This is a genomic window from Brevundimonas sp. AVps23W, assembly GCF_058681395.1.
In genome coordinates, this window is the sequence record NZ_CM178738.1 from 650,860 (window position 1) to 673,375 (window position 22,516).

Consider the following 22,516-nt stretch of genomic DNA (forward strand, 5'->3'; position numbering starts at 1 on the left):
TTGACCATGGGTCCAAGGGACGATTCCCCGATGATACGCCGTATGGCGGCCTCGGCCGCCTTAGTTTGCCTTTGCCTTGCGGGTTGCGACGACCGGCCCCAGGCCGAACAGACGTCCGCTCAGGCCGCCACCGCTGCGCCGCGTGAAAAGACGGGCCCTGCCCAGGGCGAGGCCGAGGTTGCGGCTTCGCCTGAGCCGCTGGTTGCGGTTCCCGCCGCGCCGGGCGCGCCCTCCTACGCGGCCCTCTATCCCGGCGCCGCCCTGGACCAGCCGGCGACGACCGCCGCCGGTCCGGAAGGCGAGGGCGGACTGGTGACCTTCACGACAGCGGCCTCGCCCGACGCCGTGGTGGAATTCTATCGCGCTCGCGCCGAAGAGGCGGGTCTGACCTCGGTCATGGGCATGAACCAGGGCGACGCCCGGGCCTATGGCGCGGCGGGCGGCCAGTCGGGGGCGGCCAATCTCCAGGTGGTGGCCGCGCCGGGCGAGGGCGGTGAAACCTCGGTCCAGCTGAGCTGGAGCGCGGGGCTGTGAGACCGGTCGCCGCCCTGGGCGCGGCGACCCTGGTACTCTCCCTGGCCGTGGCCTGCGCTCCGGGCGCACGGCCTTCGCCCTCTCCGATCTTCATCTCTGTTGACCAAGGCTATCTGACGTCCGGGGTGCTGGAAGGGCTGGCCAAGGCCGCGCCCCCCGCACCCGTCGCCGGCTCGGTGCTGGATATGGCCGACCGTGCGGCCTCGGCGCGATTTGCGACGCTCGAGGATTCTGATCGCTGGCTAATGGCGACCGCCCACGCTGAACTGCGGCCGCCGCTGGCGTTGCAGCATTTCGACTGTGCTCTTGGGGTGCGGCTGGGATCGGCCGAGACGCCGGTGCTGGATCGGATGGCGGCGCGGGCGTTTCATGACGCCCAGGCGGCGGCGAGCCTGGTCCGCGCGCGGGGGCAGCGCGCCCGACCGGTCGCCGAGGATCCTGATCGCCGTGCCTGCCAGACCCTGACCCCCGAGGCGCGACGCAGTTCGGCCTATCCGTCCACGGGCGCGACGGTGGGAACCGCCTATGCCGAGGCCCTGGCCCGGATCGCGCCGGAACGGGCCGAGGCGGTGCGCCGGATCGGCCATGAGATCGGCGTCAGCCGCCTGGTCTGCGCCATGGACTATTCCAGCGACGTGGCGGCGGGCGAGGCCCTGGGGCGGGCGGTGGTGGCCGAGATCGCCGCGACCTCCGCCTTCCAGACCGAAGTCGCCGCCGCGCGTGAGGAAATCGAGGCCGCGCGGGCGACCGGGCGGACCAACCCCGGCTGTGCGGCGGAACGCGCGGCCCTGGCGATTCCCCTGCCCTGAGATGGCGGCGGCTCTGGTCCTGCTTCAGGCCGATGCGCCCGCCGCCCGATCCTGCACGGCGGCGGAGATCCGAGAACTGACGAGCCCGTCAGACCAGGCCTATCGCCTGATCTGCCGCGCCGAACTGGCCGGCGTCACGGTGCAGCGCCGCGTACTGATCGAAGGCGGCGAAGCCTCGGGCGCCGGGATCGATTGCGGCGGCGGCGTCATTCGACCGGCAGGTGAGGCGACGACGCGGGCGCCGACGGTGGCGATCTGGTCGCGGCGCGACGGCGACGGCTGGAGCCGACCGGTTCAGGTCCATCTGAGGAACTGCACCGTCGTCGGCAATGTCCGGATCTGGGGCGTGGGGGCGGGCGGATCGATGCGCGATCTTCTGGCCTCGTCGCGGACACCCGGCCATACCCAGGCGGTCCAGGCGGCGGCGCCGTCGGATGTCGTGCTGGAGCGGGTGCGGTTCGAGGGCGTGGGGACCATCCCCCTCTATGTCGGGCCGGGCGTGACGCGGACCACGGTGGACCGGTCGCGCTTCTCGGGCCGGTCGGCCTCCGTCGCCGTCTATCTGGACGCCGAGAGCGCCGGGGCGGTGATCCAGGACAACGACTTTTCCATTCGCACAGGGCGCGAGCAGATCGCCGTGGACGGATCGGGCGCCAATCGCATCCTCGGCAATCGGTTCGCCCTGGGCGGTCGGGGCGGGGTCTTCCTGTACCGCAACTGCGGCGAGGACGGGGTGATCCGGCACCAGACGCCGTCCTATAATCAGATTACGGACAATGTATTTTCCGGCGCAAGTTGGCTGCGGCCCAGAACTGTGGTGGTCGGGTCGCGCGAGGGCGGCCGATCCTACTGCGGCGATGATGCGGGCTACCCCTTCGGGTCCAGCGTCGACGACGGCGACGGGGCGACCGGCAACCGGGTCGAGCGGAACCACACCCGGCCCTGACATCACGCACTTGCGAAACGGCGCAGCCTCGGCCCTATTGGCGAGATGACGCCTCGGGGGATGCATCTAATGCGGCTGGCCTTGTTGTTGACGGCCCTGGCGGCGGCGCTGGGCCTGGCCGCGATTACGACTCAGACGCCCCGGCCCGCGCCGGCGAGCGCCCCTGCTGCGGATTTCTCGGCCGAACGCGCCATGGCGGATGTGCGGGTCATGGCGCGCTCGCCCCGCCCGGTCGGTTCGACCGATCACGCCCTGGTCCAAGCCTATCTGTATGGCCGAATGACGCAGCTGGGCCTGTCGCCGATGCTTCAGGCCGGCGTCCTGTCGCCCGCAGCGGTGCAGCGGATCGAGGCTCGGGGCGAGACGGTCGAGGGCCTGTCGGTGGTCAATCTGGTCGGCGTCCTGCCGGGTCGGAACCCCGGCCTGCCGCTGGTGGTGCTGATGGCCCATTACGACAGCGTGCCGGGCTCGCCGGGCGCGGCCGACGACGCCAGCGGCGTGGCCGCCGTGCTGGAGGCGGTGCGGGCGATCAAGGCGCGCGGGCCGGCCGAGCGGGGCCTGATCGTCCTGCTGACCGACGGGGAGGAGCTGAACCTGGACGGGGCGCGGGCCTTCTTCAGCGAGCATCCGCTGCGTGATCGGGTCGGGGCGGTGGTGAACCTGGAGGCGAGGGGCGGCGGCGGCCGCGCCCTGATGTTCCAGACCGGTCCCGGCAACGCCCAGACCATCGACCTGTACGCCGAAGCGGCGCGCCGGGCGCAGGGCGGGCCGTCCAGCAACGCCCTGGCCATCTTCGTCTATCGCCTGATGTCGAACGACACTGATTTCACCATCGCCGCCGACCGGGATTTGCCGGGGGTCAATCTGGCCTTCATCGGCCGCCCGGCCCAGTATCATTCGCCCAGCTCGACCCCGGACGCCCTGGATCAGGGCAGTGTGCAGCATATCGGCGCCCAGGCGTTGGAGACCGCCGACGCGCTGTTGCGGGCGCCGGTCCTGCCTCAGGCGACGCGGAACGCCGTCTATGCCGATGCCTTCGGCCTGGGGGTGCTGCGGCACGGACCGGACGCGGGCTGGGGGCTGCTGGGCCTGGCCTTTGTGCTGACCGGCTTCGCGGCCTGGGGCGCGCGCCACGCCACGGGCCTGACCTGGCGCCAGGGGGTGAAGGGTTTCACCGGCGGCCTGTGGCTGCTGAGCGCGGGCGTCGTGGTGGCTCAGGCCGCGCGACTTCTGGCCGGGCCAATCGGTGATCGCATCGGCGCATCAGAAAACTATTACATGATGCTGCGCCGCCTGCCCTGGATGGAGGCGGGGGCGGGGCTGGCTGTGCTGGGGGTGATGCTGGCCCTGATGGCGGGGCGCGCCCTGATCGGTCGCCGTCTGCTGGCGGGCGTGGTCGTGGCGGCGGCCGTACTGGCCACGGTCATGGGCGGTTTCAATCCTGTGGTCCTGGGCGCGGCGGGCATCGCGGCGGTGCTGAGCCTGTGGCCCGACGGCGAGGACGAGACGGTCTGGGGCGGATGGCTGGGGGCAATCGTCCTGGTGCTGATCCTGGGGGTTCTGGTCCAGGCCTTTGCGCCCGAGGCGGCCCTGCTGTTCGTCTGGACCGGGCTGGCGGCGGCCTTTGCGGCGGCTCTGGCCGCAGTGATCGGCGCGCGGCTGGAGCGGTGGACGGCCCTGGCGCCGGCCGCTGTAGTCACCGTGGTCGTCGGCGGCTGGCTGGCGGGACTGGGCCATTTCGTCTTCCTGGGCCTGGGCATGGACCAGCCGGGGGCGCTGGGCCTGATCGCCCTGCTGATCCTTGTCCTGGCCAGGCCCCTGGCCCCGCCGAGGCTGGACGCGGCCGGGACGCCGAACCTCGCCGTCCACACCCTCGCCGGTCTGGCGGCGGCCGCGCTGATCCTCGGCTGCGGCCTGTCCATGGCGGCCCGCCACGCCGAGCCGCCGTCAGCGGTCGATGTGACCGCGCCCTGATACGTCAAAATCGGACGCAGGTTTGGGTGTTCTCATCTGTTCTCGATGAGAACATCTTGTGAACCAGAACAAACCGTGCACATAGTCGGTCTCACAAACGGGGGCGGGTCCATGGCGGGTCTCTCCCAAGCTTCTGACGGGAATCATGGCAAGGGAGACGAAGGCAATGGCACAGGCGGCTTTGAAACTGGTGGGCAAGGAAGACGGCGACAAGCAACGGGCCCTGGAGGCGGCGATCGCTCAGATCGATCGCGCCTTCGGCAAGGGTTCGGTGATGAAACTGGGCAAGGCGGGCGTGGTGGCCGAGATCGAGAGCATCTCGACCGGCTCGCTGGGCCTGGACATGGCCCTGGGCATCGGCGGTCTGCCGATCGGCCGGGTGATCGAGGTGTTCGGCCCTGAATCCTCGGGCAAGACCACCCTGGCCCTGCACACCGTCGCGGAAGTGCAGAAGAAGGGCGGGGTCGCCGCCTTCGTCGACGCCGAACACGCGCTGGATCCGGTCTATGCCCAGAAGCTGGGCGTCAATCTCGACGACCTGCTGGTGTCCCAGCCCGACACGGGCGAACAGGCGCTGGAGATCGTCGACACCCTGGTGCGCTCGGGCGCCGTGGACATCGTGGTCATCGACTCGGTCGCGGCCCTGACGCCGCGCGCTGAAATCGAGGGCGAGATGGGCGACAGCCTGCCGGGTCTTCAGGCCCGCCTGATGAGCCAGGCCCTGCGCAAGCTGACGGCCTCGATCTCCAAGTCCAAGTGCATCGTCCTGTTCATCAACCAGATCCGTCACAAGATCGGCGTCATGTACGGCTCGCCCGAGACGACGACCGGCGGCAATGCGCTGAAATTCTACGCCTCGGTGCGTCTGGACATCCGCCGCACCGGCGCGATCAAGAACCGCGACGAGGTGGTCGGCAACACCACCCGGGTCAAGGTGGTCAAGAACAAGGTCGCCCCGCCGTTCCGCGAGGTCATCTTCGACATCATGTACGGCGAGGGCATCTCCAAACTGGGCGAGATCATCGACCTGGGCGTCAAGGCCGGGGTGATCGAGAAGTCGGGCAGCTGGTTCAGCTATGACTCGACCCGGATCGGCCAGGGCCGCGAGAATGTGCGCGAATTCCTGAAACAGAACCCGGACATCGCCGCCTCGATCGAAAAGGCGGTGCGCGCCTCGACCAGCAAGATCGCCGACGAACTGCTGGGCACGCCCGAGCCGGACGAAGGCCAGGATCTCGAAGGCTGACGACCGTCTCGCCTTCCTAGACACTCCGTCGCCCCAAGCGACCCGCCACCGACCCCGCGAGGGGCGGCGGAGCGACCCGCCCGACCTCGTGTCGGGCGGGTCTTTTTTGCTTGGCCTATCGCGCGTTCGCGCTGCTTGAGGCCAGGTTCCACACACCCGCTCATCCCGGCGAAAGCCGGGACCCAGGACTTTGGGCGATCTGTCTCGCCCCCGGGAATCCGTGTTGAGATCCAACGCACTGCCGAGCGACAGAACTGGGTCCCGGCTTTCGCCGGGATGAGCGGAAACGAGGAATCCAAACCAAAACGGGCGACCCGAAGGCCGCCCGTTCCGTACTCACACTAGTCCGCAACCGATCAGGCGGCGGCCTTCTCCGGGGCGAACTTGCCGTAGAAGGTCTCGTTCTTGGCCGCCATGTCGCGCAGCAGGTCCGGGACCTTGAACCGGTCGCCGTAGGTCGCGGCCAGACGGTCGGCGGTTTCCACGAACTGGGCCAGGCCGACGCCGTCGATCATGCTGATCGGGCCGCCGGTCCAGGGCGCGAAGCCCCAGCCCAGGATGGCGCCCAGGTCGGCTTCACGCGGGTCGTCGATGACGCCCTCTTCCCAGCAACGCGCCACTTCCACCGCCTGGCGATACAGCAGGCGCGTCTTCAGCTCGTCGATCTGGGCGAAGGCGGTCGCCTCCTCGGGCTTGTCGATGCCCTTGGTGGTCGGCGCCAGTTCGCTCAGCCCCTTCCAGATGGTCTTGGGCTTCTGGTCATAGTCATAGAAGCCCTTGCCGTTCTTGCGGCCGAAGCGTCCGTCCTCGACCATCTTGGCGACGATGTCTGCGCCTTCCGACGGGACATATTTGTCGCCCAGGTCCAGCGCCGTCTGTTTGGCGATCTTGTAGGACAGGTCCAGGGCGACGTCGTCGTGCATCTCCAGCGGGCCGCGCGGCATGCCGGCCATGCGGCCGATATTGTCGATCAGGGCCGGGCCGTAACCCTCTTCCAGCATCGCCATGCCTTCCATCAGGAAGGTGGAGAAGCAGCGCGAGGTGTAGAAGCCGCGGCTGTCGTTGACGACGATCGGCGTCTTCTTGATCTTCAGCACATAGTCCAGCGCCTTGGCGATGGCGGCCTGACCCGTCTTTTCGCCCAGGATGATCTCGACCAGCATCATCTTGTCGACGGGCGAGAAGAAGTGGATGCCGATGAAGTCCTCGGGCCGGACGCTGGCCTCGGCCAGGCCGGTGATCGGCAGGGTCGAGGTGTTGGAGCCGAAGACGGCGCCCTCGGCCAGCTGGGCCTCGGCGCGCTTGGTGACGTCGGCCTTGATCTCGCGGCTCTCGAACACGGCCTCGACCACCAGGTCCGAGCCCTTGATGTGGTCATAGTCGGTCGTCGCCGTGACCAGGGCCAGGGTGGCGTCATACTTGTCCTGCGTCATCTGACCGCGCGACAGACGCTTCTTCAGGAGTTCCTCGACATGGGCCTTGCCCTTGTCGGCGGCTTCCTGGGTCTGGTCGATCAGGACGGTCTCGATCCCGGCCATGACCTGAACATAGGCGATGCCCGCGCCCATCATGCCGGCGCCCAGGACCGAGACCTTCTTCGGGTCCGACTTGGGCACGCCAGACGGACGCACGGCGCCCTTGTCCAGTTCCTGCTTGGACAGGAACAGGCTGCGGATCATGGCCTGGGCCTGCGGCGTCATCAGGGTCTTGATGAAATAGCGGGTCTCGATGCGCAGGGCCGCGTCCATCGGAACCTGGGTTCCCTCGAAGACGGCCTTCATCAGGTTCACCACGGCCGGATAGTTGCCGTAGGACTGTTTGCGAAGCATGGCGTTGCCGACCATGAAGTTCTGGATGCCGGCCGGGTGATAGGGGCCGCCGCCGGGCAGTTTGAACGACTTGTCGTCCCACGGCTGGACGGCCTTGCCCCCCGACTCGACTTTGGTCTTGATCCAGGTCTTGGCGGCCTCGACCGACTGACCCTTCTCGACCACCTCATGGACGATGCCTGCGCCCTTGGCGTCGTTCGGACGGAAGGACTTGCCCTCGCTCATGGCCATCATGGCGTTCTGCACGCCGACGAGGCGGGTCAGGCGCTGGGTGCCGCCGCCGCCGGGGAAGAGGCCGACCTTGATCTCGGGCAGGCCCAGCTGGATCTTGTTGTCGTTCTCGACCACGCGATAGTGGGTCGCCAGGGTGAACTCCAGCCCGCCGCCCAGGGCCAGGCCGTTGATCGCCGCCGCGACCGGCTTGCCGCAGGTCTCCAGCGCGCGGAAGGCGCCGTTCAGCGCCCAGCCGGCGTCGAACGCCTTTTGCAGGTCTCCGCCGCCCGACATCACCCCGCCGGCGATGTCGCCCAGGTCCGCGCCGGCGCAGAAGCCCGAGGTCTTGCCGGAGGTGATGACGGCGCCCTTGATGGTCTCGTCGGTCTTGATCCGTTCAACCAGTTCGGGGATCTCGGCCATGACCGCGCTGGTGAGGGTGTTCATCGAACGGCCCGGCACGTCGAAGGTGACGACGGCGATACCGTCGGCGTCGATGTCGATCTTGAAGTTTTCCATAGTCATTCGCTCCGGATCAGACGCGTTCGATGACGGTGGCGGTGCCCATGCCGCCGCCGATGCACAGGGTGATCAGGGCCGTCGACTTGTTAGAGCGTTCCAGCTCGTCCAGGGCGATGCCGGTGATCATGGCGCCGGTGGCGCCCAGGGGGTGGCCCATCGAGATGCCGCCGCCGTTCACATTCATCTTGGCGTGGTCGATGTTCAGGGCCTGCATGTAGCGAAGCACGACGGCGGCGAAGGCCTCGTTCAGCTCCCACACGTCGATGTCGTCGGGCGTCATGCCCAGCTTGCCCAGCAGTTTGCGGGTCACATATTCCGGACCCGTCAGCATGATCGACGGCTCGGAGCCGATCGAGGCGCCGCCCAGGATCTTGGCGCGCGGCTTCAGGCCCAGGGCCTGGCCGGCTTCCAGCGAACCGATCAGCACGCCGGCCGAACCATCGACGATGCCGGACGAGTTGCCGGGGGTGTGGACGTGATTGACGCGCTCGACCTCGGGGTAGCGCTGGTTGATCACGCTGTCGAAGGCCATTTCACCCATCATGGCGAAGGAGGGGTTCAGGCCGCCCAGGGTCTGCATGTCCGTGTTCGGACGAATGGTCTCGTCGCGGTCCAGGATGGTCAGGCCCAGCTGGTCCTTGACCGCCAGAACCGAATTTTTGAACCGGCCCTCGGCCCAGGCCTGGGCGGCGCGCTTGTGGCTCTCGACCGAATAGGCGTCCACGTCGTCGCGGCTGAAGCCGTACTTGGTCGCGATCATGTCGGCCGACACGCCCTGCGGCACGAAATAGGTGGGGAAGGCCGAAGACGGGTCGGTGGGCCAGGCGCCCATGTCCGAGCCCATGGGCACGCGGCTCATCACCTCGACCCCGCCGCCGACGGCGAAATCGGCCTCGCCGGACTTCACCTTGGCGGTGGCCATGTTCACGGCTTCCAGGCCCGAGGCGCAGAAGCGGTTGACCTGAACCCCGGCCGTATATTGCGACCAACCGGCCGAAAGGACCGCGGTGCGGGCGATGTCGGCGCCGAGTTCGCCCACGGGGGTGACGCAGCCCAGTATGACGTCATCGACCTTGGAGGTGTCCAGGTCGTTGCGGTCCCGCAGGGCCTCCAGAACCTGGGTCGCCAGGCTGAGGCCGGTGATCTCGTGCAGCGAGCCGTCCTTCTTGCCCTTGCCGCGCGGGGTGCGGACGGCGTCGTAGATATAGGCGTCAGCCATGGGCGTGTGTCTCCATTTTGATCCCGGCGCTCAAGGTCCGCCGAATGGGCGAACGTCTCGCGACCTTGGGGGAAGGACGGGTCTAAGCTCGGACGTCAAGAACCCTACGTTTACGTCAACGTCAAGTAATAAGCCGCGTGACCGGCTGCGGCGACGGGGCCGCACAAATCCAGATGGGGTCGGGTCGGAGGTCGCGCCAGCTATAAAGGCGCACAAAGACGCCGGCCGCGACCGTCATGGTCGGGCCGGCTCGGATCGTGCGTCAGCGGGGCGGAATACGGCTGGCGCCGCCCGTGATGCGGCAGGCGTATTCGGTCTCAGGCCGGCCGCTTTGCAGACCCGTCGGGGTCAGGATGCCCTGACGCTCGGTGCAGGTGGCCTCAAGCCGCTTGAGGTCTTCCTGATAGGTGTTCGTCTGGCCGGTCGAGGCGCAGGCGGTCATCAGCGGTGCAGTCATCAGGATGGCGGCGAATATCTTGCGCATGGTGTCTCCTGTTCACGCAAAGCCTCGGCGTTGCGGTCCTGCCCCCCGGCGTCCCGCAGACTACTGCGCGACCGCCAGCCTGACCAGCTTGCCGTCATCCTGATCGGTGATGGCCCAGACCGCCCCGTCGGGCCCCACGGCCACGTCACGAATCCGTTCGCCCAGGTCGGTCAGCAGACGTTCTTCGCCCACCACGCGGTCGTTCTGGATGACCAGCCGGGCGATATGTTTCTCTCTCAGCCCGGCGACCAGAAGATCGCCGTTCCAGCCGGGGAACATGGCGCCCTGATAGAAGGTCGCCCCGCCCGGCGCGATCACTGGATCCCAGTAGTAGACCGGCTGTTCCGTGCCCGGCGCCTGCGTATTGCCGCTATTGATCTGACCGCCGGCGTATTCGACGCCATAGGCCGCGTCGGGCCAGCCGTAGTTCAGACCCGGCTTGTCCAGATTGACCTCGTCGCCGCCGCGCGTGCCGTGTTCGATGGTCCAGATCGCGCCTGTGCCGGGCTGGACGGCAATCCCCTGGACGTTGCGGTGGCCCAGGCTCCAGATCTCCGGCAGGGCGCCCTCGCGGCCGACGAAGGGGTTGTCCTGGGGAACCGAGCCGTCGGCGTTGATGCGGATGGTCTTGCCCATGTGCGAGCCCAGGTCCTGGGCCTGCGCCCTCATCGGCCGGTCGGAGCGTTCGCCCAGGGTGATGAACAGCTTGCCGTCGGGCGCAAAGGCCAGGGACGAGCCGAAATGCTTGTCGCCGTCATAGACGGGCAGGGCGCGGAAGATGACCTGGACGTTGTCCACCCGCGCCCCGTCGTCAGACAGACGGCCCCGCGCGACCGAGGTGGCGTTGCCGCCGTCCCGAGGCTCTGCATAGCTCCAGTAGATCATGCGATCTTGAGCGAAGTCGGGGCTTGTGATGGCGTCCAGCAGGCCGCCCTGGCCACGTGCGTCGACGCGCGGCAGGCCCTGGACCGGTTCGCTGACCTGCCCCTGGGCCGTGATGATGCGCAGTCGGCCCGGCTTTTCTGTCACCAGCCAACGCCCGTCAGGCATCAGGGCCAGCCCCCAGGGGTGCGACAGGCCCGAGGCGACGACGCTGTGGCTCAACGCCTGTTCGGTCTCTACGCCCGGCGCGCGGGTCTGGCCGGCGAAGGCGGGCTGTTGATCCGGGTTGTTGGCCGGCCGGGTCTCCAGCGGCGCGCCCGCCTCGCCCCCAGTTTGGCCGGATGCTGGGGCGCTCTCGCCGTTTGCGCCGCAGGCCGCAGCGAGGACGAGCAAGGAGGTCGAGGCGGCGAGGACGATCAGGCGCATGGGGATGACTCCGGTCGGGTCTGGACGTTCCGTCGCAACGGAAGCGTCAGGGTTACCGTTCCCGCAAAACCCTGTCATGCGCCGCATCGCCGCACGATCTGCGTCGAGACGACTTGAACCGCGCGCCCGACGGCGATATAGGCACGCCTCTTTCGCGCTGGCCCCCGGCCTCGCGGACGCCCGGAGACGGGATGCGACTGGGTAGCTCAGATGGTTAGAGCGGTGGATTCATAACCCACAGGTCGGCGGTTCGATCCCGCCTCCAGTCACCATTCTCAAAACGAACAAATCTGCGAAAAACAAAGAAAGCCCGCCCGTGTAAACGAGCGGGCCGGAAGATGTAGTGGGTTGACCGAATTAAGATTCAACGCCTTCGCAGTATTCGCCGTTGTGGAGTGCTGTGGCCGTCCGATAGCAGTCCCGCCACGCCGTCGTGCCGAAAGTGTATCCTCCTAAATAGGTGCAATAATCTTCCGGCGGCATAATACAGACAGGATCGCCTGGATCGGCCGACGCCGCGCCGCCCGAGACTAGCGACGCAGTTAAGGTCATGGCGAAGGCAGCGCTAACGCGCACGAAATTTGAACGGATCGATTTCATCTCATTCCTCCTTGGGAGCCATCTCCCTGAGCCATGGAGCCACAACTTCATGGCAATCGCAATCTGAGGTAATGCTCGATGCGTGTTTTGCGTTAGGTCGGCGTCGGCAAGTGCCTCTGCTCGCGCCGAGTATTCGCAACTTGCCAGGTCTGGCTGCGTTCGGTCTTGGCAATTAACCTTGACTGGAGATTCGCCGTGATGATGCGAGCCAACACCTTGAGCGCCGCGACAGCGGTCATGGCCTTGGCGCTGGGCGCCGCCGCCTGCACCGAAGCCGAGCAGGAAAACACCGAGGCCCATGCCGAGGCGGCCGCCGATAATACGGCTGATGCCGCTGCTCGAGCCGGCGAAGTCATCGAGTCCGGCGCCATGAAGGCCGCTCAGGCGGTCGAGACCGGCGCGGGGAATGTCGCGGACGAGCTGGAGGAAAACCAGGCCGAAGCCGCCGCTGAGGGCAGGCCCGGCGCGGTGAACCCCGAGACGGGCCGGCGCGTGCCGGCCGAAAACTGAGTTCCGGTCAGGCGGGCGGCGTCGCTTCGGCTGCGGGCGCGCCTTCCGCCAGCAGGGCGTCGATCAGGGCGTGGGCCTCGGGGCTGTTCCAGTCGGCCTCGCCCGAGAAGGTGGCGCGGATGCGGCCTTCGCGATCCAGGAAGATGGTCTGGGGCATCTTGCCCTTGCCCGGAAACTCGAACGGCAGCTGGAATTTGATGTCGCTGTACAGCGGCAGGGGTTCGTGCACGTCGATGAAGCTCTTGGCGTCGGCCAGGGCGTCGGCCGAGGCGTCGACGTTGATCGGCAGGACGATCAGGTCCTCGTTGGTCTGATAATGCCGGGCCAGGGCCGCCAGGGTCGGCATTTCGGTGCGGCACGGGGCGCACCACATGGCCCACAGATTGACCACCACCACCTTGCCCTCGAAGGTCGAAAACCGCACGGCCGTGCCGTTGCGGTCGCGGAACATATATTCCGGCGCGGTCTTCAGATCGGTCGGCGTCTCCAGCGACGCCAACGGCCCGACGGCGAACCGGGCCAGATCGCTTTTCGCAACAGGCGTCGTCTGGGGTTGCGCCTTCTGCCTATGATTGGCGTATAGCGACATCGCCAAGCCGCCGGCGCCGGCGAGCGTGCTGAACAGCACGAGCGCGCCGACGACCGCCCAGATCGCCTTTCTCGAGCCACTCATGACAGACGCCGCCTCCGATACCGCCCAAGCCAGTGTTCCTAAGGCCCCGGCAAAGCCCGCAGGTCAAGACATGTGGGGCGGTCGCTTTTCGTCGCGCCCCGCCGAGATCATGCAGGCGATCAACGTCTCCATCGGCGTGGACCAGCGTCTGTGGCGTCAGGATCTGGCCGGCTCGCGCGCCCATTGCCGGATGCTGGCCAAGCAGGGCGTGATCCAGGCGGCGGACGCCGAAGCCATTCTGGGCGGGCTGGACGCCATCGAGGCCGAGATCCTGAACGGGACCTTCCCCTTCCGCGACCAGTTCGAGGACATCCACATGAATGTGGAGGCCCGGCTGTCGGAACTGATCGGCGAACCCTCGGGCCGGCTGCACACCGCGCGCAGCCGCAATGACCAGGTGGCCGTCGATTTCCGTCTGTGGGTGCGCGACGCCGCCGACCGCACCATCGCCCAACTGAAGGCGCTTCAGGCCGCCCTGCTGGACCGGGCCGACCAGCACGCCGGCGACCTGATGCCCGGCTTCACCCATTTGCAGACCGCCCAGCCGGTGACCCTGGGCCACCATCTGATGGCCTATGTCGAGATGTTCGGCCGCGACGCCGGCCGGTTCGCCGACGCCCGGATGCGGATGAACGAGAGCCCCCTGGGCGCCGCCGCCCTGGCCGGCTCGCCCTTCCCGATCGACCGCCATATGACGGCGGCCGAGCTGGGCTTCGACCGGCCGATGGCCAATTCTCTGGACGCCGTGTCGGACCGCGACTTCGCCCTGGAAAGCCTGGCCGCCGCCTCGATCACGGCGGGCCACCTGTCGCGCCTGGCCGAGGAGATCGTGGTCTGGATGACGCCGATGTTCGGCTTCGCCAGCCTGCCCGACGACCTGACCACCGGCTCGTCGATCATGCCGCAGAAGCGCAATCCCGACGCCGCCGAACTGGTCCGGGCCAAGACCGGGCGGATCCTGGGCTCGCTGGTCGCCCTGTCGACCGTGATGAAGGGCCTGCCGCTCGCCTATTCCAAGGACATGCAGGAGGACAAACCGCCGGTGTTCGAGGCGTTTGACGCCCTGGACCTGGCCCTGGTCGCCATGACCGCCATGGTCTCGGCCCTGCGGCCGAACACCGAACGGATGGCCGCCGCCGCCGGCGCCGGCTTCTCGACCGCGACCGACTTAGCCGACTGGCTGGTGCGCGAACTGAACCTGCCGTTCCGCAAGGCGCACCATGTGACGGGGGCTGCGGTGAAACAGGCCGAGGCGATGGGCGTGGACCTGTCGCAACTGCCCCTGGAAGAAATGCAGAAACTGGAGCCGGGGATCACGGAAGCGGTTTACAAGGTGCTGACCGCCGAGGCTTCGTGCCAGAGCCGTCAGAGCTATGGCGGCACCGCGCCGGAACAGGTCCGCGCGCGCATCGCCGACTGGAGAGCCCGCCTATGAAGAAGACCCTGATCCTCGCGGGCCTGCTCGCCCTGTCGGCCGCCGGCTGCGGTCGTATGGCCGATCTGGAATCGCCGGTGCGCGAGACCGAACGCGCGCCGCGCAGCAGCCGCGCCCCCGGCCTGCCCGAGCCGGCCACCATCAACCGCCCGTCCAGCAGCGTGCCGATCGACGGCGGTCCCAACAACCCGATCGGCGCCGGCGCCGCCCAGAACGATCCCCGCTAGGCCGCCTTGCACCATTTCGACCTGAAGGACGGCGCCCTCCATGCCGAGGGCGTGCCGCTGGAGCTCATCGCGGACGAGGTGGGCACGCCCGTCTATGTCTATTCCACCGCGACGCTGAAACGGCACTACGGCCTGCTGCGCGCGGCCGCCGACGCGCATCGTGAAGCTCTTGGCGAGGCCCTGATCGCCTTTGCGGTCAAGGCCAACTCCAACCTATCGGTGCTGGCGACCCTGGCCAAGCTGGGCTCGGGCGCCGACACAGTGTCCGAGGGCGAGATCCGTCGCGCCCTGGCGGCGGGGATCCCGGCCGACCGGATCATCTTCTCCGGCGTCGGCAAGACCGATGTGGAGATGGTCTTCGCCATCAGCGTCGGCGTGCGCCAGATCAATATCGAATCCGGCGCCGAACTGGACCGGCTGATCGCGGTCGCGGCCCTGATGCAGGCTTCGCCGGCCGTCGCCGTGCGGGTCAATCCCAATATCGGGGCGGGCGGTCACGCCAAGATCACCACCGGCGGCAAGGGCGACAAGTTCGGCGTGCCGGTCGAGGAGGCGATGGCCCTCTACGCCCGCGCCTCGGCCTCGCCCCATGTGACGCCCGTGGGCCTGGCCTGTCATATCGGCAGCCAGATCACCGACCTGGCCCCGCTGGAGGCCGCCTTTACGGTTCTGGCCCAGATGACCCGCGACCTGCGGGCCCAGGGCCATGCGGTGACGCGGCTGGACCTGGGCGGCGGCCTGGGCGTACCCTATTCGGGCGGGGTCGAACCCCCGTCGCCGGCCGACTATGTGGCCATGGCCGCGCGGGTTCTGGCCGGCCTGGACGTCGAGGCGGCGTTCGAACCCGGCCGTCTGCTGGCCGCCAACGCCGGGGTGCTGCTCAGCCAGGTGATCCAGGTCAACGAACGCTCGGACGGGCGGCGCTTCCTGGTGCTGGACGCGGCGATGAACGACCTGATGCGCCCGGCCCTGTACGACGCCTTCCATGACATCAAGCCGGTCAATCCGCGCCCCGGCGCCGCCCGCGCCCATGACGTGGTCGGCCCGGTCTGCGAGACCGGCGACACCTTCGCGCGGGATCGCAGCCTGCCGCCGCTCGCGATCGAGGATCTGGTCGTCTTTACCGGCGCCGGCGCCTATGGGGCGGTCATGGCCAGCGAATACAACAGCCGCCCCCTGGTCCCTGAGGTTCTGGTGGACGGCGACCAGTGGGCCGTCATCCGGCCGCGGCCCACCTATGAGGACATGCTGGATCGGGAGCCCTTCGCCGACTGGCTGTGATTCGGAATTGGCTCGACTGTTATAAAGTAACGCGATATAGGGCCGCTCATGTCGCCCGCCTCAGACCTGTCCGTGCTGCCGTCCCTGCTCGCGGGCGGCTTTGTCGCGGCCTTCCTGCATGCGGCCCTGCCGACCCACTGGCTGCCCTTCACCCTGGTGGGGCGGGCCCAGGGCTGGCGAGCGTCACGCGTGCTGCTGGCGGTGACGGCGGCGGGCCTGGCCCATATCGCGACGACGGCGGTGGTCGGCGGCCTGATCGTGGCGGCGGGCCTGGCCCTGGAGCAATGGATCGAGGGGCTTCTGCCCCATCTGGCGGCCGTGCTGCTGTTCGTTTTCGGGGCCTTCTATCTGGCCAGGGCGACGCTGAAGCGACCCGCGACGGCGGGCGGACCGGCCATGGATATCGCCGAGCCTTCAGTCTCCAACAAGGCGGCCTTCCTGGGCCTGGTCGCCATGATGGCCGTGTCGCCGGGCGAGGTGCTGCTGCCCATCTATCTGTCCTCGGCTTCGGAAGGCTTCGCCGCCCTGGCCCTGCTGACCCTGGTCTTCGCGGTCGGCACCATCGCCGGCATGGCGGTGTTCACAGCCCTGGCCAGCGCGGGCGCCTCCATCCTGCGGCTGGAGCGCTGGGCCCGCTATGAAGGCGCTGTGCTGGGCGTGGCCCTGATCGCCCTGGGTCTGCTCGTCGTTCTTCATCAGCACTGAAGGGTTATTACGTGATAACATTCAATGCGTTATCATGTACCAGCTTGGCCTTTGTTCGAAAGAGCGTATAGGCGGACGGATGAGCGCCCCGCACGGACACGATCACGCCGATCACGACCATGGTCACGACCACGACCACGACCACGACCATGATCATGGTCACGCGCATGGCCATCATCACGGTCACGGGCATCACCACGGACACGGCCACGGACACGCCCATGGTCCGGTCGATCCCGGCGACTGGCGCTATGCGGTCGGCCTGGTGGTCAATCTGGCCTTTGTCTTCTGCGAGTTCGCCGCCGGGCTGATGGCGGATTCCACCGCGCTTCTGGCCGACGCCGGGCATAATCTGTCGGATGTCCTGGGCCTGGCCATGGCGGGCGGCGCGGCCTGGCTGGCGCGGCGCGGGGCGCATGGGGCGGCGGGCGGCCGTCGCACCTACGGCTTCGGCAAGGCGACGGTGCTGGCGGCCCTGGGCAACGCCCTGCTGCTGATCTTCGCCTGCGGGGCCATCGCCTTCGAGGCGGTGCGGCGGTTTGCAGAACCCGCACCGGTCGGCTCGGGCGTGATCATGACGGTGGCGGCCATCGGCTTCGTCATCAATCTGGGCACGGCGCTCCTGTTCATGAAGTCCCAGCACGACCTGAACGCCCGCGGCGCCTATCTGCACATGATGGCTGACGCGGGAGTCTCGCTGGGCGTTGTCCTCGCGGGGGGATTGATCCTGCTGACCGGCTGGTCCGTGGTCGATCCCATCGTCAGCCTGGTCATCGTCGCGGTGATCCTGTGGTCCACCTGGGGCCTGCTGAAGGACTCGGTCCACCTGGCCATGGACGGCGCTCCGGGCGACGTCGACATGATTGCGCTGGAGCGGGCGCTGGCGGGGCTGGACGGGGTGCGCGAAGTCCATGACCTGCACGTCTGGGGCCTGTCCACCACCGAGACCGCCCTGACCGCCCACCTGGTTCATGACCGCGCGGACGGGGCGGCCTTGCTGATGGAGGCCCAGGCCGTGGCGAAACGCCATTCGATCCGCCACACGACGCTTCAGCTCGAAAACGAGGCCCTGCCGGATTGTCCGGGGTGCTGACGAGGGCTGCCTCACCTCAACCACCGTCATCCTAGACCTTGTGCCTAGGATCCATACTCCCGGTGTCGGATTATGAGGCGCAGACGTCGCCGTTCTTCTGTATGCGGCGGGGCCTGAGTCTATGGATCCTAGGCACAAGGCCTAGGATGACGGTGCGTCGGTAAGACAGAACCGCCCTTACGCCTGCGCAAACGCCAGCGGCGCGCCCCAGAACTGCGACACCATTTCCGACTGGGGACCGGCTTGGCCCGTGGTCAGGAAGTCGCGGCGGCCGCTGTCGCCCAGTTCGAACTCGGGATGCCGCGCGAAATACTGCTCCAGCGCATCGGCTACGGCGGTCGGCTGGTCGATCAGCACCGTCCCCGCCGGCAGGGCCGAGGCGAACAGTTCGGCGATGATCTCGTAATGGGTGCAGCCCAGGATGGCCTTGTCCGGATGGCGGCCGATGCGGCGGCGCAGGGCGTCGACGTGATCGTCCACCACCACCTTCAGCTCCTCGCGCGGGGCGCCCAGTTCGATCAGGCCAGCCAGGCCGGGGCAGGGCTCGGAAAAGACGGCGATGTCCTCGCGCCGCTTGTCGATCTCGATCTCGAACACCCGGCTGATGGCGGTGGCGGCGGTGCAGAAGACGCCGGTGATGTCGATGGCTTCGACCTTTTCGCCCTCCTGAGGGCGTTCGGCTTCGAAGCTCCAGGGCTTGCCCGTGGCCGCCTCGATGGTCGGCACGATGATGCCCAGCACATTGACCGGCCGGCCCAGCCGCTCGCGCAGGCCGGGGATCCAGGTCTGTTGCAGGCGGCGCAGGGCGATGGCGCTGGCGGTGTTGCAGGCCAGGACCACGACCGAGGCCCCGGCGTCGAACAGGCGCTCGCACCCTGCCTTGGTCAGTTCGACGATGTCCTCGCCGCCGCGCCCGCCATAGGGGGCGTGGGCCTGGTCGGCCAAATAAATGAAGTCGCGCTGCGCAAAGCGCCGCGTCAGTTCACGATGGACGGTCAGGCCGCCCACGCCGGAGTCGAATACGCCAATAGCCATGACCGCGCTTTAGAACAGTGCGACGATCGATCCAACAAGATTACGGGGCTTTAACGGCTCGGGCAGGTGACGATCCGCCCTGGCGCGCCTAAGTGTAGCCCCAACATGATTTCCCCACGGAGCATCCCATGCACAGACGCCAGCTTCTCATCGCGGGCGGCAGCCTGATGGCCCTCTCGGCCTGTGCCTCTACAGGGTCTGGGGCCTCCACCGGATCCGGCGCCTCCGCCGCGCCTACCGCCATGGACCTGGCCGAAGAGGCTCGCGTCGCCCGCGCCGTCCTGCCGGCCGCGACGCCCAAGGCCGAGCTGCTTCAGCCCTGGACCGGGTCCTATGACGGCCTGCCGCCGTTCGACAAGGTGACGCCGGCCAAGCTGCGCGAGGCCATGCTGGAAGGCATCGAGCTGCAACGCGCCGACATCGCCGCCATCGCCAACAACCCGGAAGCCCCCACCTTCGCCAACACCATGGCGGCGCTGGAACTGGCCGGCGAGCCGCTGGACCGGGCGTCCAACGTCTATGGCGTCATGACCTCCAACATCGGCGGCGAAGCCTATGACGCGGTAGATACCGAACTGTCGCCCATCCTGTCGGCGGCCTCGGACGAGATCACCTTCAACGCGGCCTTGTTCCAACGGGTCAAGACCATCGCCGACAACGCCGACGCCATGGGCCTGAGCGCCCAGCAGAAGCGTCTGGCCGAACGCCGCCGCGACGCCTTCATCCGTTCGGGCGCCAATCTGGACGCGGCCGGCAAGGCCGAGCTGGGCCGGATCAACACCGCCCTGTCCAACGCCTTCACCCGCTTCGGCCAGAAGGTCGTCGCCGACGAGAACGCCTGGACCCTGATCCCGAACGAAGCCGGTCTGGCGGGCCTGCCCGCCTCGAACAAGGCCGCCGCCGCCTCGGCCGCGCGCAGCCGCAATCTGACCGGCTGGGCCATCCTGAACACCCGTTCGGCCGTCGATCCCTTCCTGACCTTCGCCGACGACCGGGCCCTGCGCGAGCAGGTCTGGAAGAAGTTCGTCAACCGCGGCGACAACGGCGACGCCAACGACACCAATGCGACCATCGCCGAGATCGTGAAGCTGCGCGATCAGCGGGCCAAGCTGCTGGGCTATCGCAACCATGCCGAACTGCGGATGCAGGACACCATGGCCAAGACCCCGGCCAATGCGCAGAACCTGATGGACCGCGTCTGGGCGCCGGCCAAGGCCCGCGTCGCCGAGGAGGTCGCCGACATGAAGGCGATCGCCGGTTTCGATATCGAGCCCTGGGACTACCTCTATTTCGCCGAGAAGGTTCGGAAGGCCAAGTACGACCTCGATCAGAACCAGCTGAAGCCCTATTTTGAGCTGAACGCGGTCCGCGCCGGCTCCTTCGCCATGGCCGAGCGTCTGTACGGCTTCAAATTCACCAAACTGCCCAAGGGTTCTGTCCCGACCTTCGAGCCGGACGTCGAGGTCTATGAGCTGCACGACAAGGCCACCGGCAAGCTGATCGGCCTGTACTACACCGACGACTACGCCCGTCCGGGCAAGCGTTCGGGCGCCTGGATGACCACCTACCGGTCCTTCTCGACCCTGGACGGGTCGAAGGTGATCCTGGGCTCCAACAACAACAACTTCACCAAGCCCGAGCCCGGCGAGCCGGTGCTGATCTCGCTGGACGACGCCGAGACCCTGTTCCACGAGTTCGGCCACACCCTGCATTACTTCTCGTCGAACGTGACCTATCCGTCGTTCGGCAATACGCCGCGCGACTTCGTCGAATATCCGTCGCAGGTGCACGAGCACTGGGTGCTGAGCCGGCCGATCCTGGACGGCTATCTGAAACACTATCAGACCGGCGAAGCCATGCCCCAGGCCCTGGTCGACAAGATCCAGGCCTCGTCCACCTTCAACCAGGGTTATGCCACCGTCAGCTATCTGTCTTCGGCCATCGTCGACATGGACCTGCACACCCAGGCCACGCCGCCGACCGATATCGACGCCTTCGAGAAGGCCAGCCTGGCGCGCATCGGCATGCCCAAGGAGATCGTGATGCGGCACCGCCTGCCGCAGTTCAATCACCTGTTCACGTCCGACGGCTATTCGGCCGGCTACTACAGCTATCTCTGGTCCGAGACGATGGACGCCGACACCTGGGCCTATTTCGAGGCGTCGGGCGACGTCTTCAATCCGGACATCGCCGGCCGCTTCAAGTCGATCATGCTGGCGCCCGGCAACACTACCGACCGCGCCGAGGCCTACCGCGCCTTCCGCGGTCGCGACCCGGACGTCGCGGCCCTGCTGAAGGTCCGGGGCTTCCCTGTATCTTAAGGGCGCTACCGCGCTTCGCGCTACTTGAGCGCGTTCGTGAACCTTACGGCCGGCGGAGCGATCCGCCGGCCGTTTTGTTTGGGCGCGACCTGGCCTAGATCAGGGGGAATCGTCCGCGAAAGAGCCGCCCATGACCGTCGTCGCCTCCTATGTCTACAAGGATGGTCAGCGCGTGCGGGCGGCGCCCCTGACGCAGAAGGGGCTGGCGCTGAAGCCTGGCGAGTTCGTCTGGATCGGTCTGCACGACCCGACCGACGCCGAGTTCGACGTTCTGGTGAAACGGTTTCACCTCCATCCGCTGGCGGTGGAGGACGCCCTGTCGGCGCACCAGATGCCGAAGGTCGAAGTCTATGGCCACGAACTGTTCGTCGTCGCCCGCACCGCTGAAAAGGTGGATGACGTCATCAGCTACGGCGAGACCCACGTCTTTGTCGGTACCGACCATGTCATCACCATCCGCCACGGCTCGGATCGGTCGCACACGGCCCTGCGCGCCCAGCTGGAGGCCGCGCCCGAGCAGTTGCGGGCGGGGCCCGACTTCGTTCTGCACGGGGTGCTGGACTTCATCGCCGACGCCTATGTCCCCATTGTCGACGGCGCCGAGGACAGTGTTCTGGAACTGGAGCAGAGGGCGCTGGACGCCTTCCTGTCCCGCTCGGAAATCCGCCGCCTGTTCACCCTGCGCCGCGAACTGCTCAAGTTCAGACGCATTCTGGGGCCGATGGAAGAGGTGGCGGGCAAGCTGCAGTCGCTGGACCTTCCCTGCATCGATCCGAACGTCCGCCCCTATTTCCGCGACATCGCCGACCATGTGCGGCGGGTGAACAGCCGTTTGAACGGCCTGACGGACATTCTGGCCTCGGTGTTCGAAGTCGCCAATCTGCTGGAGCAGCAACGGCAGGGGGTGATCACCCGCAAGCTGGCGTCATGGGCCGCCTTGCTGGCTGTGCCCACGGCCATCGCCGGCATCTACGGCATGAACTTCGAATTCATGCCGGAGCTGCACTGGCGCTATGGCTATCCGCTCGTGATGGGCCTGATCGTCGCCGTCTGCATCGGCCTGTACGTCACCTTCAAACGCACGAAGTGGCTTTAAGGCCGACGCGCCGGCGAAGGGCGGCGTACGCCCCTCGCCGGTTCGGGGATCAGCTGTTGGCGAACAGGCCGACGACCTGGGCGACCTGACGCGCGTCGCGCGGGGCGCGGGCGTAGTCGATCTGGCGCGCGCGCGGCAGCTGGCGCATCGCCTCGGCGCGAACGATCGAGCGGCAGGTCTGGTTGCGAACGATCCGGCTGCCCGTCATGGTGAAGTCGCGGCACAGGTCGGCGGCGGCCTGATCGACGCGGCTGTCGAAGGCGGCGGCGCCGGCGGCCGTGGACAGGTCCAGATCGCGGAAGACGATCCGGGCCTCATTGCTCTGGGCCAGGGCGGAGGATGCGGACAGGACGGCGACGGCGAAGAGAGCGGGGGAGAGAACCTTCATCGCTTTGCTCCTAGGAGAAAGATAATCGCTCAAGTTGGCGACGAAGGCGCAATACGCGTGTTGTGTAA

21 protein-coding genes and 1 tRNA gene are annotated in these 22,516 nt (G+C 67.7%); 14 read left to right on the forward strand and 8 right to left on the reverse strand.

Features of this window, described 5'->3' with window-relative positions:
* The first annotated feature begins 30 nt into the window (after positions 1-30).
* From ACW177_RS03170 to recA, 5 genes are all read left to right on the forward strand, one after another.
* Positions 31-534: a hypothetical protein gene (locus tag ACW177_RS03170; RefSeq protein ID WP_492027215.1), complete on the forward strand. Its 504-nt coding sequence runs from the start codon at positions 31-33 to the stop codon at positions 532-534.
* Positions 531-1,343 carry a phosphatase PAP2 family protein gene (locus ACW177_RS03175; RefSeq protein WP_492027216.1) on the forward strand — a complete coding sequence of 271 codons (813 nt, stop codon included), beginning with the start codon at positions 531-533 and terminating at the stop codon, positions 1,341-1,343. The genes ACW177_RS03170 and ACW177_RS03175 overlap by 4 nt, the downstream gene beginning before the upstream one ends.
* Before the next feature lies 1 nt (position 1,344).
* On the forward strand, positions 1,345-2,289 hold the full coding sequence (locus tag ACW177_RS03180) for a right-handed parallel beta-helix repeat-containing protein (RefSeq protein WP_492027217.1): 945 nt from the start codon (positions 1,345-1,347) through the stop codon (positions 2,287-2,289).
* 69 nt (positions 2,290-2,358) lie between these two features.
* Positions 2,359-4,263 carry a M20/M25/M40 family metallo-hydrolase gene (locus tag ACW177_RS03185; RefSeq protein WP_492027218.1) on the forward strand — a complete coding sequence of 635 codons (1,905 nt, stop codon included), beginning with the start codon at positions 2,359-2,361 and terminating at the stop codon, positions 4,261-4,263.
* Positions 4,264-4,429: 166 nt separating this feature from the next.
* Positions 4,430-5,509 (forward strand): recombinase RecA, encoded by a 1,080-nt coding sequence (gene recA / locus ACW177_RS03190; protein WP_492027219.1) that lies wholly within the window; start codon positions 4,430-4,432, stop codon positions 5,507-5,509.
* A 356-nt stretch (positions 5,510-5,865) separates the two neighbouring features.
* Here the strand turns inward: recA and ACW177_RS03195 are convergent, their stop codons facing one another.
* The 4 genes from ACW177_RS03195 to ACW177_RS03210 all read right to left on the reverse strand — a co-directional run bounded on the left by ACW177_RS03195 (position 5,866) and on the right by ACW177_RS03210 (position 11,084).
* Positions 5,866-8,070, reverse strand: coding sequence for a 3-hydroxyacyl-CoA dehydrogenase NAD-binding domain-containing protein (locus tag ACW177_RS03195; protein WP_492028062.1), 2,205 nt, complete (start codon positions 8,068-8,070; stop codon positions 5,866-5,868).
* Positions 8,071-8,086: 16 nt separating this feature from the next.
* On the reverse strand, positions 8,087-9,292 hold the full coding sequence (locus tag ACW177_RS03200) for an acetyl-CoA C-acetyltransferase (RefSeq protein WP_271165359.1): 1,206 nt from the start codon (positions 9,290-9,292) through the stop codon (positions 8,087-8,089).
* A gap of 262 nt (positions 9,293-9,554) precedes the next feature.
* Positions 9,555-9,776: a hypothetical protein gene (locus tag ACW177_RS03205; RefSeq protein ID WP_267515307.1), complete on the reverse strand. Its 222-nt coding sequence runs from the start codon at positions 9,774-9,776 to the stop codon at positions 9,555-9,557.
* Between the two features lie 60 nt (positions 9,777-9,836).
* A complete protein-coding gene (locus ACW177_RS03210; RefSeq protein ID WP_492027220.1) occupies positions 9,837-11,084 on the reverse strand; it encodes a PQQ-dependent sugar dehydrogenase in 1,248 nt (415 codons plus the stop codon).
* Between the two features lie 195 nt (positions 11,085-11,279).
* On the opposite strand from ACW177_RS03210, the gene ACW177_RS03215 reads away from it, so the two are divergent.
* Positions 11,280-11,356 (forward strand) — tRNA-Met (locus ACW177_RS03215).
* Positions 11,357-11,441: 85 nt separating this feature from the next.
* Here ACW177_RS03215 and ACW177_RS03220 read toward each other — a convergent pair.
* Positions 11,442-11,684: a hypothetical protein gene (locus tag ACW177_RS03220; RefSeq protein WP_492027221.1), complete on the reverse strand. Its 243-nt coding sequence runs from the start codon at positions 11,682-11,684 to the stop codon at positions 11,442-11,444.
* 198 nt (positions 11,685-11,882) lie between these two features.
* Here ACW177_RS03220 and ACW177_RS03225 point away from each other — a divergent pair, with 198 nt between their 5' ends.
* The gene (locus tag ACW177_RS03225) at positions 11,883-12,194 is read left to right on the forward strand and encodes a hypothetical protein (RefSeq protein WP_492028063.1); all 312 of its coding nucleotides are present in this window, start codon (positions 11,883-11,885) and stop codon (positions 12,192-12,194) included.
* A 7-nt stretch (positions 12,195-12,201) separates the two neighbouring features.
* Here the strand turns inward: ACW177_RS03225 and ACW177_RS03230 are convergent, their stop codons facing one another.
* Complete coding sequence (locus ACW177_RS03230; RefSeq protein ID WP_492027222.1) at positions 12,202-12,867, reverse strand: redoxin domain-containing protein; 666 nt, start codon at positions 12,865-12,867, stop codon at positions 12,202-12,204.
* On the opposite strand from ACW177_RS03230, the gene argH reads away from it, so the two are divergent.
* From argH to ACW177_RS03255, 5 genes are all read left to right on the forward strand, one after another.
* Positions 12,866-14,302 (forward strand): argininosuccinate lyase, encoded by a 1,437-nt coding sequence (gene argH, locus ACW177_RS03235; RefSeq protein WP_492027223.1) that lies wholly within the window; start codon positions 12,866-12,868, stop codon positions 14,300-14,302. The two genes, ACW177_RS03230 and argH, sit on opposite strands and share 2 nt — an antisense overlap.
* The gene (locus ACW177_RS03240) at positions 14,299-14,529 is read left to right on the forward strand and encodes a hypothetical protein (RefSeq protein WP_166621524.1); all 231 of its coding nucleotides are present in this window, start codon (positions 14,299-14,301) and stop codon (positions 14,527-14,529) included. Before argH ends, ACW177_RS03240 begins: the two co-directional genes overlap by 4 nt.
* Positions 14,530-14,535: 6 nt before the next feature.
* Positions 14,536-15,810: a diaminopimelate decarboxylase gene (lysA, locus tag ACW177_RS03245; protein WP_492027224.1), complete on the forward strand. Its 1,275-nt coding sequence runs from the start codon at positions 14,536-14,538 to the stop codon at positions 15,808-15,810.
* Between the two features lie 48 nt (positions 15,811-15,858).
* Positions 15,859-16,515 carry a hypothetical protein gene (locus ACW177_RS03250; RefSeq protein ID WP_492027225.1) on the forward strand — a complete coding sequence of 219 codons (657 nt, stop codon included), beginning with the start codon at positions 15,859-15,861 and terminating at the stop codon, positions 16,513-16,515.
* 79 nt (positions 16,516-16,594) lie between these two features.
* Complete coding sequence (locus ACW177_RS03255) at positions 16,595-17,608, forward strand: cation diffusion facilitator family transporter (RefSeq protein WP_492027226.1); 1,014 nt, start codon at positions 16,595-16,597, stop codon at positions 17,606-17,608.
* A gap of 177 nt (positions 17,609-17,785) precedes the next feature.
* Here ACW177_RS03255 and ACW177_RS03260 read toward each other — a convergent pair whose 3' ends face one another.
* The gene (locus tag ACW177_RS03260) at positions 17,786-18,643 is read right to left on the reverse strand and encodes a glutamate racemase (protein WP_492027227.1); all 858 of its coding nucleotides are present in this window, start codon (positions 18,641-18,643) and stop codon (positions 17,786-17,788) included.
* A 128-nt stretch (positions 18,644-18,771) separates the two neighbouring features.
* Between ACW177_RS03260 and ACW177_RS03265 the strand changes: the two genes are divergently transcribed.
* Both ACW177_RS03265 and ACW177_RS03270 read left to right on the forward strand, forming a co-directional pair.
* Positions 18,772-20,964, forward strand: a complete 2,193-nt coding sequence (locus ACW177_RS03265) for a M3 family metallopeptidase (protein WP_492027228.1) — start codon at positions 18,772-18,774, stop codon at positions 20,962-20,964.
* Between the two features lie 130 nt (positions 20,965-21,094).
* The gene (locus ACW177_RS03270; RefSeq protein ID WP_492027229.1) at positions 21,095-22,060 is read left to right on the forward strand and encodes a magnesium and cobalt transport protein CorA; all 966 of its coding nucleotides are present in this window, start codon (positions 21,095-21,097) and stop codon (positions 22,058-22,060) included.
* 49 nt (positions 22,061-22,109) lie between these two features.
* Here ACW177_RS03270 and ACW177_RS03275 read toward each other — a convergent pair whose 3' ends face one another.
* Positions 22,110-22,448, reverse strand: a complete 339-nt coding sequence (locus tag ACW177_RS03275; RefSeq protein WP_492027230.1) for a UrcA family protein — start codon at positions 22,446-22,448, stop codon at positions 22,110-22,112.
* Positions 22,449-22,516 lie beyond the last annotated feature (68 nt).

What these genes read in the sequence shown, in the direction of transcription:
- ACW177_RS03210 (WP_492027220.1), bottom strand. Translation starts at nt 11,084, where the DNA reads ATGCGCCTGATCGTCCTCGCCGCCTCGACCTCCTTGCTCGTCCTCGCT.
- ACW177_RS03270 (WP_492027229.1), top strand. Translation starts at nt 21,095, where the DNA reads ATGACCGTCGTCGCCTCCTATGTCTACAAGGATGGTCAGCGCGTGCGG.
- ACW177_RS03185 (WP_492027218.1), top strand. Translation starts at nt 2,359, where the DNA reads ATGCGGCTGGCCTTGTTGTTGACGGCCCTGGCGGCGGCGCTGGGCCTG.
- recA (WP_492027219.1), top strand. Translation starts at nt 4,430, where the DNA reads ATGGCACAGGCGGCTTTGAAACTGGTGGGCAAGGAAGACGGCGACAAG.
- ACW177_RS03260 (WP_492027227.1), bottom strand. Translation starts at nt 18,643, where the DNA reads ATGGCTATTGGCGTATTCGACTCCGGCGTGGGCGGCCTGACCGTCCAT.
- ACW177_RS03255 (WP_492027226.1), top strand. Translation starts at nt 16,595, where the DNA reads ATGAGCGCCCCGCACGGACACGATCACGCCGATCACGACCATGGTCAC.
- ACW177_RS03195 (WP_492028062.1), bottom strand. Translation starts at nt 8,070, where the DNA reads ATGGAAAACTTCAAGATCGACATCGACGCCGACGGTATCGCCGTCGTC.
- ACW177_RS03220 (WP_492027221.1), bottom strand. Translation starts at nt 11,684, where the DNA reads ATGAAATCGATCCGTTCAAATTTCGTGCGCGTTAGCGCTGCCTTCGCC.
- ACW177_RS03205 (WP_267515307.1), bottom strand. Translation starts at nt 9,776, where the DNA reads ATGCGCAAGATATTCGCCGCCATCCTGATGACTGCACCGCTGATGACC.
- ACW177_RS03170 (WP_492027215.1), top strand. Translation starts at nt 31, where the DNA reads ATGATACGCCGTATGGCGGCCTCGGCCGCCTTAGTTTGCCTTTGCCTT.
- ACW177_RS03225 (WP_492028063.1), top strand. Translation starts at nt 11,883, where the DNA reads ATGATGCGAGCCAACACCTTGAGCGCCGCGACAGCGGTCATGGCCTTG.
- ACW177_RS03180 (WP_492027217.1), top strand. Translation starts at nt 1,345, where the DNA reads ATGGCGGCGGCTCTGGTCCTGCTTCAGGCCGATGCGCCCGCCGCCCGA.
- ACW177_RS03240 (WP_166621524.1), top strand. Translation starts at nt 14,299, where the DNA reads ATGAAGAAGACCCTGATCCTCGCGGGCCTGCTCGCCCTGTCGGCCGCC.
- ACW177_RS03200 (WP_271165359.1), bottom strand. Translation starts at nt 9,292, where the DNA reads ATGGCTGACGCCTATATCTACGACGCCGTCCGCACCCCGCGCGGCAAG.
- argH (WP_492027223.1), top strand. Translation starts at nt 12,866, where the DNA reads ATGACAGACGCCGCCTCCGATACCGCCCAAGCCAGTGTTCCTAAGGCC.
- ACW177_RS03230 (WP_492027222.1), bottom strand. Translation starts at nt 12,867, where the DNA reads ATGAGTGGCTCGAGAAAGGCGATCTGGGCGGTCGTCGGCGCGCTCGTG.
- ACW177_RS03275 (WP_492027230.1), bottom strand. Translation starts at nt 22,448, where the DNA reads ATGAAGGTTCTCTCCCCCGCTCTCTTCGCCGTCGCCGTCCTGTCCGCA.
- ACW177_RS03250 (WP_492027225.1), top strand. Translation starts at nt 15,859, where the DNA reads ATGTCGCCCGCCTCAGACCTGTCCGTGCTGCCGTCCCTGCTCGCGGGC.
- ACW177_RS03265 (WP_492027228.1), top strand. Translation starts at nt 18,772, where the DNA reads ATGCACAGACGCCAGCTTCTCATCGCGGGCGGCAGCCTGATGGCCCTC.